Below are 13,274 nucleotides of genomic sequence, written 5' to 3'. Positions count from 1 at the left end.
AATAGTAACCATCACGATTAGACTGCCCTTCTTTTATCTCACCGGAGCTCCAGCATGGAAACCACCCTGATCTACAGCGTGCCGTTCGGCTGCTCGTTTGCCGCCATCGCCGCCCTCGAATGGAGCGGCCTGCCGTACCAACTTGCCCGCGTGGAAGCGCGCGACCCGGCCAGCAAGCAGCATCCCGCCTTTCTCGCCATCAATCCCCTGGGCCAGACGCCGGCCCTGCTCACGCACGCGGGCGCGCCGCTGCTGGAAAGCATGGCGATCCTGCTGCATATCGCCGCGCGCGCGCCGCACACAGGCCTGCTCTTTGCGCAGGGCACGCCGGACTACGACCACCTGAACAGCGTGCTGTCGTTTTTGCACACGACCTTCCACGCGGCCTTCATGCCCGCCTTCCAGGCCGCGCGCGCGCCGGAAACCGACGCGCGCGCGGCCGTCTGGCGCGAGATGGCCGTCGAGAAGGTCAACAAAAGCCTGGCGCACCTGGAGCGCCTGCTCGCCGGCCGCACCTGGCTCGCTTCCGATACCGGCCCCACCATCGCCGACGCCTACCTGGCCGCCACGGCGCGCTGGGCAGAACCGCTGCGGCTGGCGCGCCTGGCAGACTATCCGGACACGGCGCGCGTGCTGGCGGCGCTGGAACAGGACCCCGGCATCCGCTTTGCCCACGCCATCGAGGACGGCTTGCCGGCCACCAGCCAGGGCGGCTTCCTGGGCCACGTGGCGCTCGACCAACTGGCACTGCCGGCCGGCTAACCGGCGGTCAACTCCCGCAGCAGGCGCGTCTTTATTGCTATGATGTCGGGCTGCCGGCGGTACAGCCGGCCACATCAATACCATATCGATAACGTCGTCATAAGAATCGGGAGTTTGAATGAGTTTACGTCTGCTGCTCTTGGGAGCATTCAGTGCCGCCATGGCCACCACCGCCGCCGTGCCGGCTCTGGCTGCGCCGCGCGGTTTCACCGTGGAAGACATGGTTGCCATGGAGCGCGTGGGCAGCCCCGTGCTGTCGCCGGACGCCACGCGCGTCGTCTACACGGTGCGCACCACCAACCTGGACAAGAACCGCGGCAACACGCAGCTGTGGATGATCGACCTGCGCGCGCCGAACGCGGCGCCACGCCAGCTCACGCGCGGCGAAGCCAGCGCCAGCGACCCGCAATGGTCGCCGAACGGCGACGCCATCTACTTCCTGTCCGGCCGTTCCGGCTCCTCGCAAGTGTGGCAGCTGCCCCTGAACGGCGGCGAAGCGGCCAAGGTCACCGACCTGGCGCTGGACGTCGACACCTACCGCCTGTCGCCGCAGGGCGACCGCCTGGCCTTCAGCATGGGCGTCTTCCTCGATTGCGCGGACCTCGCCTGCACGAAGAAGCGCCTCGATGAAAAAGCCAAAAACAAGGCGAGCGGCATGGTCTACGACCAGATGTTCGTGCGCCACTGGGATACCTGGGCCGATGGCCGCCGCAACGCGCTGTACTCGGCACCGATCGACGCCACCGGCAAGGTCAGCGCCGCGCCCGTGAGCCTGAGCGGCACCCTCGATGGCGACGCGCCGTCGAAGCCATTCGGCGACAACGGCGAATACCACTTCAGCCCGGACGGCAAGACGGTAGCCTTCTCCGTGCGCGTGGCCGGCCGCACGGAATCGTGGTCGACCAACTTCGACGTCTACACGATTCCTGCCGCTGGCGGCCAGGCGCCGCGCAACCTCACGGCCGACAATCCGGCCTGGGATGCGAAAGCCACGTATTCACCCGATGGCCGCACCCTGGCCTATGTCGCCATGACCAAGCCCGGCTTCGAAGCGGACCGCTTCCACCTGGTGCTGATGGATGTCGCCACCGGCAAGAAGCGCACCGTGGCCGACGACTGGGACCGTTCCGTGGCCGACTTCCGCTGGACGCCGGACAGCAAGGCTTTCCTCGTCGCCGCCGATGACGTGGGCCAGCACCGCCTGTTCCACATAGACGCGGCCAGCGGCAAGGTCAATGCATTGACGGGCAAGGGCGCCGTGGGCGACTTCGACGTGCGCGGCAATACCATCGTGCTGGCGCAAGCCAACCTGGCCTCGGGCGCGCAGCTGTACACGCGCAAGCTCGACGCCAAGTCGGAAAGCGCACCGATGGTCCAGCTGACGAAGCAGAATGCGGCAGCCCTGGCCGACGTGCGCTTCGGCGAATATGAACAGTTCTCGTTCGCCGGCGCGAATGGCGAAACCGTCTACGGTCACGTCATGAAGCCGTGGAATGCCAAGGCGGGCGAAAAGTATCCGGTCGCTTTCCTCGTCCACGGCGGCCCGCAAGGCAGCTTTGGCAACAGCTGGAGCTACCGCTGGAATCCGCAAGTGTATGCGGGCGCCGGCTACGCCACCGTCTTCATCGACTTCCACGGTTCCACCGGCTATGGCCAGAAATTCACGGACTCCATCAGCGGCGACTGGGGCGGCAAGCCGCTGGTCGACCTGCAAAAAGGTCTGGAAGCGGCGACCAAGAAGTTCGCCTGGCTGGATCGCGAGCGCAGCTGCGCGCTGGGCGCATCGTATGGCGGCTACATGATGAACTGGATCGCCGGTAACTGGCCGGACGGCTTCAAATGCCTGGTCAACCACGACGGCGTGTTCGACAACCGCGGCATGGCGTACGCGACGGAAGAACTGTGGTTCACGGAATGGGAAAACGGCGGCCCGTACTACGACGCACCGGCCAAGCACGAACAGTTCAACCCCGTCAACTTCGTGAAAAACTGGAAGACGCCAATGCTGGTGGTACAGGGCGACCTGGACTTCCGCATCCCCACCGCGCAAGGCCTGGGTACCTTCACGGCGCTGCAGCGCCAGGGCATCCCGAGCAAGCTGCTGGTCTTCCCGGACGAAAACCACTGGGTGCTGAAACCGGCGAACTCGCTGCTGTGGCATCACACGGTGCTCGATTGGCTCAATACCTACACTAAAAAGTAAGCCTGTTCCAAAGTAAAAAGCCGCACAGTTCGCACTGTGCGGCTTTTTTACGTCCGTCAAACTGCATCAATACGCAGTGAGCGCCTTGGCGAACTTCACGATCCACAAGCGGCTTGGACGCTCGCGGTCGTCGCCGCGCGCCACGCGGATGGTGTTGGCCGCGTTGCAGCCGGCAGCGCTGCTCGTGACGATGGCGCCGTTCGCGTCGACCGTGCACTTGGTCACGTCGGCATCCGCCACTTCCACGCCATTTGCGTCAAAGATCTTGGTTTTCAGGCCAAAGTCGTTGTCATTGGCCAGCGCGATGGTGGAGTCGTCGATCAGGGTCAGGCCTTCCGCCTTTTCCGCCGCCCAGCCGATGGCGTTCAAATCCAGCAGCAGCGTTTTCTTCAGCGGCGTGACGGCGGCCCAGTCGGCGCCATTGACGGCCACGCCGCCCATGCTGCTTTTTTCCAGGTCCGACGTCGTCGCGTTGAAGGCGGCGGCCGCGATGTCCGTGGCGCCCTTCAGTTCCACCAGCATCAGCTTGTTGAAGACCTTGCCCGACGGCGCTGCGCCCTGCTCGATGACGAGGAATTTGCCCCCGCCCAGCGCCACCATGTCGCCCAACTTGGCGTTGCCCGTGCGGCCGTCCTGGTAGTCGGCGGCATTGAGCGGATACGCATACATCTTGCCGCTGGTACCCGTCGTCGGGTCGAATTCGATCCAGCGCGTGAAGCGGGCGAAGCGCTCGACCTGTTCATTCTTCTTCGTCACCGAATAGGGTGCCGTGCCGTCAGACAGGGGGCTTTGCAGGAAGGCGTACAGCTTGTCGTTGCTCGCATCTAAAGTCATGCCTTCCATGCCGCGGTTCGCGCGGCGCTTGGCGAACAGCGCAGGCAAGCCCTTGCCCGGCTCGTACTTGGCCTGGATGATGCCCGTGGCGGCATCAATCTTGACAATGAAAGGGCCGTATTCGTCGGACACCCACAGCGCATTGCGCTTCGCATCGACGACGATGGCTTCCGAATCGAGGCCGCCCGCATTGAAGACGGCCTTGCCGGCTGCATCGAACTTCATCGCATCCATGACGGGAATCTCGGCCGAATTGCCGACGGCGCCCACTGGCACGGGCAAGCCCGAGCTGTTGACGGTGGCCGATACCTTGATCGGTGTCGACGAACTCAGGACGGCGCCGTTCTTGCCCACCGTGAGCACGCCGAACGATGGAGTAAAACTGGGCGACGGGAAGATCTTGCTGCCGATGGTGCCCTTGCCCGAGGGATCGGGCACCAGCGGACCGTCGCCGTTCGGGCCGCGATCCGTCAAGCCATAGAATTCCAGGTCGCCTGCCGCATTCTTGCCCTTGTAGGCCAGGCCGGAGCCGTACGACGGCAGAAAGCCGTTCGGGAATTCGCCCTTGATCTTGGCGTTCGCGCCTTCGTACGGCACGTAGAATTTATCGGCCGCCTGGATCTGGTAGCGCGTCACCGTCACTTTCACTTCGCCCACGGGATTGGCTTGCGTCAGCGCTTCATTGACGGGCGCACCCGCCTTGGAAGCCAGCGTATCTTCGAAATGCTCGCGCACGAGGGCGCGGCGCTCCGCATCGACCGTGCGGCCGGCGAATTTCGCGCCCACGGCAGTCAAATGTGCGGCCAGGGCCGTGTTGAAGGCGGCCGGGGCGGCGGTAAAGTCCAGGGTCTTGCCGGCCAGCGCCGCCTTCACTTCGGCCGTCAGCCTGATGCCGTTTGACGGATCGCTGTCGTCGTCGAGCAGTTGCAGCGCCAGCAGGCGGTTGATGACCTTGTCATCCGCCACGTTCGTGCTGGCGGCCAGCACCAGCGGCGTGACGATGGCGCCGCATGGCGCCGAGCCCAGGGCCAGGCCGCCCATGCTGAAGGCCACCGTGTCGCCCGGGTTGCAAAGGAATTCGCCCTTGGCATTGGTACTGGCCTTGGCGGCGCTGCCTGCCACGTAATCGAGCCCTTCCACCGCGCCGTCGAGGAACACGCCCGTTTGCGCCACGGGCTTGGAAGGCTCCGCCGGCGTATTGTCGCTGCCGCCGCAAGCGGCCAGGGTCAGGCCGGCGGCGATGGCCAACAGGGTCAGTTTCGGGATCGACGTTACGGCAGTATTCATGCATTCCTCGGCTAAGGTGGGTGGATTTAGCCGTGGAGCATAACCAGTCAACGTGACAAGCCCATGACAGTCCTCAAGCCTGTGGCATATCCGCCACGGGTCCGCCGATGCCGCCAAAGCGGCCATCGGCCTGGCGCCGGAATTCCTTGGGCGTGACGCCCTTCACCTGCAGGAAGCGGCGGTTGAAATTGGCCACGTTCTGGAAGCCCACGTCGTAGCAGACGTTCGACACGTATTGATCCGTGTCCATCAGCAGCTGGCACGCCTTGTTGATGCGCAAACGGCTGATGAAATCAGTAAAACTGTTACCCGTCGCCTTGCGGAAGAAGCGCGAGAATTTACTCAGCGACATGCCCACCTGCTCGGCCAGCATTTCCGCCGAAATCGGCTCGCGGTAATTGTCCGTGATGTAGTTGAGGACGGAATTGACCTTGGCCAGGGTGGCGTCATCGTCGTACGAACGCAGGGAAGCACTCGACAGCAAGCGATAATTGGCCGTGCGCGCCAGTTTGCTCATCAGTTGCACGAATTCGGCGAAGCGCTCGGCGCCATGCGTGGCGCGGATGCGCGCCAGGTGCTGCTCGGCCTCGTGGCCCATGTCGAAAAATTCCACGCCATAGCTGGAGCGTTCCAGCAGCGGCAGCAGTTCGCGCAATTCGGGGATGACGCGCGCGGCGCCCGTCAACGGCGCATGGGCGAATTGCACGATCATGTCGCGCAGGGCCACGCCGCCTTCCGGCATCACGTTGGAAATCCAGTTGTGCGGCAGGCGCGGGCCCGTCAGCACCAGGTGGCCGGGCGAGAATTCGCCGATATAGTCGCCCACGAACAATCGTCCACTGGTGGCGACGATCAGGTGCAGCTCATATTCCTCATGGCAGTGCCAACGCACGCGCGAGCTGGGATAGCCGTGTTCCAGGTAATTGATGATGCCATCGTAGCTTTCGCGTTCCAGTTCGGGCGCCTTGCGCTCGCTGTCCTTCTGCCATAGGTGTTCCATGCTCGTCTCTCTCAGGCTGTCCCCGCCTGTGCCATCCAATGTACCTCAAAAAGCCTCACTCGCCAAAACGGCCCAGCGCCTGCTGGCGAAACTCCTTCGGCGTCATGCCCTTCAGTTCCAGGAAGCGCCGGTTGAAATTGGCCACATTGTTAAAACCCGCCTCGTAGCAGATGTTGCTGACGTAGCGCTCCGTTTCCATCAGCAACTGGCACGCCTTGTTGATGCGCAGGCGATTGACGAAGTCCGTGAAGCTGTTGCCCGTGGCGCTGCGAAAGAAGCGCGAAAACGTCCGCTCGGGCATCTCCACCTGTTCGGCCAGCTGTTTCAGCGAAAACTGGCTGCTGTAATTGTGCACGATGAAGTTGATGGCGGAACTGATGCGCGCCAGGGCCACGTCGTCGTCGCTCGACTGCATGGGCACCGTCGACAACAGCTGGTAATCGCTGGTCTGCGCCAGTTCGCCCAGCAGGCTCAAAAATTCGATCAGGCGCGGCAGGCCGCTGCTGTCGCGGATGCGCTGGAAGCGCCGCAGCGACTGTTCGCTGACGCCAAAGAATTCCACGCCGTGCAAGGCGCGCTGCAGCAGTGGGAAAATATCCTTCAATTCGGGAATGGCGGCAGCCATCGAGGCCAGCGGCGCATGTGAAAACTGGATCACCATGTCGCGCAGGGCCACGCCTTCCGGCGGCGTGCCAAGCGAGACCCAGTTGTGCGGCACGCGCGGTCCCGTCAGCACCAGGTGGCCAGGCGCGAACTGGCCGATGTAGTCGCCGACAAACACCTTGCCGCTGCTCTCGACGATCAGGTGCAGTTCGTACTCGTCGTGGTAATGCCAGCGCACCAGCGCATTCGGAAAGCCGTGCTCAAGGTAGCGGATGAAACCGAAACTGCCTTTCGGCTCGAAGCCGGGCGTGGCGTCGCGCTGCTGTTCCAGCTCCATCTGCGGCAGCGAGACATCGGCTTTGCGTGGCATGGCGCGCGCTCTCCGTCAGGCGACGATCTGTTCCAGCGCCGCGCGCGCGCCCAGCCCATACAGGCTGGCCAGTGCATCGCTCACCGCCTGCGTGAACGCTGGTGTGTCGGAGAGGTCGCCGAACAGCTCGCGCAGGGACAGCAGCGCTGAAGCGTCCGCCCCGCCCTGCAGCGCCAGCGCGCGCAGGCGCGCCGCATACGGATCGTTCAGGGGCATCTCGCGCCCCGCTTCGTCATGGCCTTCCAGGTAGCGGAACCAGCACGCCACGGTAAACGCCAGCAACTGGATGGCGCCGCCCCGGGCCAGCGCTTCGCGCACGGAGGGCAGCACGAATTTCGGGATGCGCGCCGAGCCTTCCGTGCCGATGCGCGCCAGCTGGTCGCGCACAGCCGGATTCGAGAAGCGCTCGATCAGAGTGTCTTTGTAGCTGTCCAGGGCTATGCCTTCCACTTCGTCCAGCAAGGGCGTCACTTCCTGATCCATCATGCGCCGCACGAGCAGGCGGATGCCAGGATCTTCCATCGCTTCATGCGCAAACGTATAACCGAGCTGCATGCCGATGTAGCACAGAGCCTGGTGGCTGGCATTGAGCAAGCGCAGCTTCATCTTTTCATACGGCAGCACGTCGTGCGTCATCTGCGCACCCACCTTTTCCCAGGCTGGCCGTCCCTGCGGGAATTCGTCTTCGATGACCCACTGGCGGAACGGCTCGCACACGACGGGCCAGGCGTCGATGATGCCAAAGCTGTCGCGCACAAGCGCCCGGTGTTCATCCGTGGTGGCCGGCGTGATGCGGTCGACCATGCTGTTGGGAAAGCTGCCATGCATGGCCAGCCAGCGCGCCAGTTCTGCGTCGCGCAGGGCGACAAAAGCCAGCAGCATCTTGCGCGTCACGTCGCCATTGTTTTGCAGGTTATCGCAGGACATGATGGTGAACGGTGCCAAACCCCGCCGATGGCGCAGGGCCAGGGCGGCAGCCAGGTAGCCGAACGAACAGCGCGGCACATCTGGATGCGCAAGTTCATGCACGATGTCGGGGTGAGTCGCGTCAAACTCGCCCGTGCCCTGGTTCACATAATAGCCCCCCTCGGTGATGGTCAGCGCGACGATGCGCGTGCCAGGGTCGGCCAGCTTATCCAGCACGGCTTGCGGGTCGTCGGGCGCATATAAATATTCGCCGATGCAGCCGATGATGCGCGCCGTATCGCCGGCCGCGCTGCGCTCGACCACCGTGTACAAGCCATCCTGCGCCCGCATGGCGTCGCGCATGGCCGCGTCATGCGCCAGCAGGCCCACGCCGCAGTATCCCCATTCTGCGTTGCCGGGCAAGGCCAGCAAATCGTCGAGGTACACGGCCTGGTGGGCGCGGAAAAAGCCGCCCACGCCGATATGCACGATGCTGGGCACGAGCACGCCGCGCGCATACGCGGGCACGGCCACCTGGGCTGGCAGCTGCGCCAGATTCGCCTGGTTCAATGCGATCGCTTCCATTACAGCGCTCCTTTCGCCGCCGCGTAGGTCTTGCCGGCGCGGTCAAAATAATGGACGAAACCCGGCTCGAACGTCAAATGCGTCTGCTGGCCCGGCTGCAGGCTGCTGCGCTCCGCGCCGCGCGAGACTACCTGCACATTGTTCGGCAAGCGCACATAGGTCAGCGTTTCCACGCCCAGCGATTCCACCAGGTCGACGGTGACGGGCACGCTGCCCGGCTGCGCCGCGCCCAGGTGCACGTGTTCGGGGCGGATGCCGACAAAGCCGTCCGCCTGCGCCGCGCTGCCCGCCTGCGCCAGCAGTTGCGGCGCCGCGTCGGCCGGTACCACGTTCATGCTGGGCGTGCCGATGAATTGCGCGACGAAACGGTTGGCTGGACGGTCATACAGTTCCAATGGCGAGCCATGCTGCTCGATCTGCCCGTCGCGCAGCACCACGACGCGGTCGGCCAGGGTCATCGCTTCGACCTGGTCGTGGGTCACATAAATCGTGGTGGCGCCCAGTTCGCGGTGCAGCTTGGCGATCTCGATGCGCGTCTGCACGCGCAGTGCCGCATCGAGGTTGGACAGCGGTTCATCGAACAGGAATACTTTCGGGTCGCGCACGATGGCGCGGCCGATGGCCACGCGCTGGCGCTGCCCGCCCGACAATTCTTTGGGCGTGCGTTCCAGGTAACGCCCAAGGTCGAGGATGGCGGCCGCCTTGTCGACTTTCTCGCGGATGATGGCCGGATCGACGCCCGCCAGTTTCAAGGCGAACGACATGTTCTGGAACACCGTCATGTGCGGGTACAGCGCATATGACTGGAACACCATCGCCAGGTCGCGCTTCGATGACGGCACGCTGGTGATGTCGCGCCCGTCGAGAGACAGCTTGCCGCCGTCGATCGGCTCCAGGCCCGCGATCAGGCGCAGCAAGGTTGATTTTCCGCAACCTGACGGCCCCACGAAGACGACGAACTCGCCCTGTTTGATCTCCAGGTCGATGCCCTTGATGGCGCGGTGCTCGCCAAAGAATTTCTCGATATTGCTCAGTTGAAGGTAAGCCATGATGTGTGTCTCTATTCTGTAGTTTATTTGACTGCGCCGAAGGTCATGCCTTGCACGAGTTGTTTTTGGCAGAACCAGCCCAGCGCCATGATGGGCGCGATGGCCATCAGGGAAGCGGCCGACAATTTGGCCCAGAACAGGCCTTCCGGGCTCGAATACGAGGCGATGAGCCAGGCCAGGGTGCCCGCGTTGGAGGCGCCCAGGTTCAGCGACCAGAACGATTCATTCCACGACCACACCATGCACACGAGGGCCGTGGAAGCGATGCCGCCCACGGACAGGGGCAGCACGACGTGGCGGAATTCATCCCACACGGTGGCGCCATCCATGCGCGACGCCTCGAGGATTTCGCGCGGCAACTCCTTCATGCTCGTGTACAGCAGCCAGATCATGATGGGCAGGTTCATCAGCATGAACATGATGGTCAGGCCGATGCGCGTGTCGAGCAGGCCGAAGTACTGGTAACAGATATAGATCGGCATCAGGGCGCCCACGCCGGGCATGTAGCGCGAGCTGAGCATGAATTTCAGCAAGCCGATGGTGCCGCCCGTGGGAAAGAAGGCCATCGAATACGCAGCCGGGATGGCGATCAACAGGCCGATGGCCGTCGAGAGCACGCTGGTAAACAGCGAATTCCACGCGTAGCCGAAGTAATTGTCGCGCGCCAGCACTTCGCGGAAGCTGTCGAGCGTGGGCGTGAAAAACAGCAGCGGCGGCGTGGAAATGGCTTGCCCTTCCGTCTTGAAGGCCATCAGACCGAGCCAGAAGATGGGAAAGAACAGCAGCAGCGCGAACAGCCAGGCGGCGGTCGTGCGGCCATACAAATTGAGTTTGCTATGCATCAAGGTCTCCTTATTTCGACAGATTCTTGCCGATGACGCGCATCAGGAAGAAGGCGGCGATGTTGGCGATGAGCACGGCGAACAGGGCACCGGCCGAGGCCGCTCCCACGTCATAGGACAGCAGTGCCTGCTGATAAATCATGAAGGTGATGGTGGTCGTGTCGAAACCTGGCCCCCCGCCCGTGGTGGTAAAAATTTCCGCAAAGATCGACAGCAAAAAGATCATCTCGATCATCAGCACCACCGAGACGGCGCGGCCCAGGTGGGGAATGTAGAGGTAGCGCAACTGCTGCAGATACGTGGCGCCATCCATGCGCGCCGCTTCCAGCTGTTCCCGGTCCATCGATTGCAGGGCCGTCATGAAGATCAGGCAGGCGAACGGCAGCCATTGCCACGAGACCATCATGATGATGGAAAACAGCGGGTGGGCCGACAGCCAGTCGACGGGCGTGGCGCCAAAGAAGATGCTGATCTGCGCGAACAGGCCGTAAATCGGGTTGAGCAACATGTTCTTCCACATCAGGGCATTCACGGCCGGCATGACGAGGAAGGGCGAGATCAAGAGCACGCGCACGATGGCGCGTCCCGGAAACGCTTCATTGATCAGCAAGCCCAGCGCCGTGCCCAGCACCACCGTGATCAGCATGACGGAAAACAGCAGGGTAAACGTGTTCTGCAAGGCCGGCAGGAAAGAGGCATCCGTAAAGAAAAAGTGAAAATTGGCCAGGCCATGGAAAGGATGGCCGCTCGGATCGAGCATGGAATAGCGCACGAACGCGTAATACAGGGTAATCAGCAGCGGGATGATGGAAATGACGGAGACGGCGACCACGGCCGGCGTCAGCAAAGTCCGGGGGATAATGCGTTTCATAATGTTCTCTTGGGGCAAGGGGAAACAATCGCCGGCAGAAATCTGGGGTCAGACCCGGCGGGTCTGACCCCGGCTTTTCAGCTAGTGGATTAATAGCAATGCCAGTTATTAACCGGCATACGTGCTATTTGTAATACCCGCCTTTACGCATCTCGCGCTCCGCCGTCTGCTGCGACAACTCCAGCGCCTGGTCCACCGTCACCTTGCCCAGCAGCGCTGCCGCCATCTGCTGGCCGGCGGCCACGCCGATCACCTGGAATTCGGGGATGGACGCGAATTGCACGCCCACGTACGGCGATGGCGGCAAGGTGCTTTGCACGGCGCGCGTGGTGGCCAGGGCCTTGCCTTCCGCGGCGGCAAATTTCGCCACTTTCTGGAACTCGGGGCTGGCATACGTCGACTTGCGCGTGCCGGTCGGCACGTTGGCCCAGCTGGTTTCCTTGGCAACCAGTTTCACGTAGTCGGGCGAGGTGGCCCAGTTGATGAAGCGCTGCGCTTCATTCGGGTGCTTCGAGCTTGCTGGAATGGCCAGCGACCAGATCCACAACCAGTTGGCGCCCCGCTCCGTCACGCCCACGGGCGACTGGGCGAACGCCACCTTGTCGGCCACCTTGCTTTGCTTGGGATCGGTGATGAAGGAAGCGGCGATCGTCGCGTCGATCCAGATGCCGCACTTGCCCTGGTTGAACAACGCCAGGTTTTCATTGAAGCTGTTGGCAGCCGCGCCCGGCGGGCCGTATTTCTTCATCAGGTCGACATACATGTTGACCGCGTCTTTCCACGGCTTGCTGGTAAATTGCGGCTTCCATTTCATGTCGAACAACTGGCCGCCATAGGAATTGGCCATGGTGGTGATGAGCGCCATGTTGTCGCCCCAGCCCGGCTTGCCGCGCAGGCAGATGCCGTACACGCCGTTGGCAGGATCGTGCAGCTTGGCCGCCACGTCGCGCAACTGGTTCCAGGATGGACGGTCCTCGATCGTCACGCCCGCCTTTTTCACCAGGTCGCTGCGGTACATGATCATCGAGCTTTCGCCATAGAACGGTGACGCGTACAGCTTGCCGTCGCCGGAGAGCCCCTCGCGGATGGCGGGCAGCAAGTCGTCGATATCATATTTGGCGTCCGGCTTGATGGGAATCAACCAGTTTTTCTTGCCCCAGATGGGCGTTTCATACAGGCCGATGGTCATCACGTCGAACTGGCCGCCCTTGGTGGCGATGTCCGTGGTCATGCGCTGGCGCAAGACGCCCTCTTCCAGGGTCACCCATTTGAGCTTGATGTCGGGATTGGCTTGCTCGAAGAACTTGCTGAGCTTTTGCATTTCGATCATGTGGCCGTTGTTGACGGTGGCGATGACGAGGTCGGTTGCGGCGAAGGCGGACGAGGCGAAGCAGAAGGCGCCGGCGCACAGCGCGGCAATGGCGGAACGTTTCATTGTGTGTCTCCAGTGTTTTTGTCGTTGGCAATGCTCGGTTACTTGGCACCACGACCACAATGTAGCACCGGACTTTGATACTTTCTGATACTCCAAAACCGCAATTCGATACTCTTTTGCAAGCTTGCTATGCGCGAGAGTATCGATATGCAGCAAAAACAACACTCTGAAAGAAAGTATCAGCACTTGCACGTTTTGTATCAGGGTGGTTAAAAAAGCGCTGCTAGACTTGGTTTTCGGCATTAGACCGTGTGCGGTGACCGCCCCCCGGGGCGTCACCGCTACCACCTACATTCTTCTGGAGACCGCATGAACCGCACTGCATTGAAAACCTTACCTGCCCTGCTCCTGGCCATCGCCAGCGCTTCCGCCCTTGCCGACCCCATGTACCCATCCGACGCCGAAGGCTTCCACGGCTACCTGCGCGCTGGCGCCGGCAGCAATACTTCGGGCGGTGGCGGTTCGCAAGGCTGCTTCGGCCTGGGTGGCAACACCATGAAATACCGTCTGGGCAATGAGTGCGACGC

Annotated in this window: 11 protein-coding genes; 3 read left to right on the top strand and 8 right to left on the bottom strand. The window is 62.7% G+C overall.

Annotated elements, in window-relative coordinates; genetic code table 11:
- Positions 1-54 precede the first annotated feature (54 nt).
- Together CSQ93_RS26390 and CSQ93_RS26385 are read left to right on the top strand one after the other, a co-directional pair.
- Positions 55-762: a glutathione S-transferase family protein gene (locus CSQ93_RS26390; protein ID WP_099380590.1), complete on the top strand. Its 708-nt coding sequence runs from the start codon at positions 55-57 to the stop codon at positions 760-762.
- A 118-nt stretch (positions 763-880) separates the two neighbouring features.
- Positions 881-2,965, top strand: a complete 2,085-nt coding sequence (locus CSQ93_RS26385) for a S9 family peptidase (RefSeq protein WP_099380589.1) — start codon at positions 881-883, stop codon at positions 2,963-2,965.
- A 66-nt stretch (positions 2,966-3,031) separates the two neighbouring features.
- On the opposite strand, the gene CSQ93_RS26380 is transcribed toward CSQ93_RS26385, so the two are convergent.
- The 8 genes from CSQ93_RS26380 to CSQ93_RS26345 all read right to left on the bottom strand — a co-directional run bounded on the left by CSQ93_RS26380 (position 3,032) and on the right by CSQ93_RS26345 (position 12,747).
- Positions 3,032-5,086, bottom strand: a complete 2,055-nt coding sequence (locus CSQ93_RS26380; RefSeq protein ID WP_099380588.1) for an esterase-like activity of phytase family protein — start codon at positions 5,084-5,086, stop codon at positions 3,032-3,034.
- 73 nt (positions 5,087-5,159) lie between these two features.
- Complete coding sequence (locus CSQ93_RS26375) at positions 5,160-6,086, bottom strand: helix-turn-helix domain-containing protein (protein WP_099380587.1); 927 nt, start codon at positions 6,084-6,086, stop codon at positions 5,160-5,162.
- Positions 6,087-6,141: 55 nt separating this feature from the next.
- Positions 6,142-7,059 (bottom strand): helix-turn-helix domain-containing protein, encoded by a 918-nt coding sequence (locus tag CSQ93_RS26370; RefSeq protein WP_099380586.1) that lies wholly within the window; start codon positions 7,057-7,059, stop codon positions 6,142-6,144.
- A gap of 15 nt (positions 7,060-7,074) precedes the next feature.
- A complete protein-coding gene (locus CSQ93_RS26365) occupies positions 7,075-8,550 on the bottom strand; it encodes a mannitol dehydrogenase family protein (RefSeq protein ID WP_199534521.1) in 1,476 nt (491 codons plus the stop codon).
- Positions 8,550-9,599: an ABC transporter ATP-binding protein gene (locus CSQ93_RS26360; protein WP_099380585.1), complete on the bottom strand. Its 1,050-nt coding sequence runs from the start codon at positions 9,597-9,599 to the stop codon at positions 8,550-8,552. The genes CSQ93_RS26365 and CSQ93_RS26360 overlap by 1 nt, the downstream gene beginning before the upstream one ends.
- A gap of 23 nt (positions 9,600-9,622) precedes the next feature.
- Positions 9,623-10,441: a carbohydrate ABC transporter permease gene (locus CSQ93_RS26355; RefSeq protein WP_099380584.1), complete on the bottom strand. Its 819-nt coding sequence runs from the start codon at positions 10,439-10,441 to the stop codon at positions 9,623-9,625.
- 10 nt (positions 10,442-10,451) lie between these two features.
- The gene (locus tag CSQ93_RS26350; protein WP_099380583.1) at positions 10,452-11,312 is read right to left on the bottom strand and encodes a carbohydrate ABC transporter permease; all 861 of its coding nucleotides are present in this window, start codon (positions 11,310-11,312) and stop codon (positions 10,452-10,454) included.
- A 124-nt stretch (positions 11,313-11,436) separates the two neighbouring features.
- Positions 11,437-12,747, bottom strand: coding sequence for an ABC transporter substrate-binding protein (locus tag CSQ93_RS26345; RefSeq protein ID WP_046684817.1), 1,311 nt, complete (start codon positions 12,745-12,747; stop codon positions 11,437-11,439).
- A 309-nt stretch (positions 12,748-13,056) separates the two neighbouring features.
- Between CSQ93_RS26345 and CSQ93_RS26340 the strand changes: the two genes are divergently transcribed.
- A partial coding sequence (locus CSQ93_RS26340) for a carbohydrate porin (RefSeq protein WP_199534520.1) occupies positions 13,057-13,274 on the top strand: 218 nt, incomplete at its 3' end.

Source organism: Janthinobacterium sp. BJB426 (assembly GCF_002735705.1).
GTDB lineage: Bacteria > Pseudomonadota > Gammaproteobacteria > Burkholderiales > Burkholderiaceae_D > Janthinobacterium.
The sequence above is the reverse complement of the archived record's forward strand: the minus strand, read 5'-3'. Positions and strand labels throughout refer to the sequence as shown.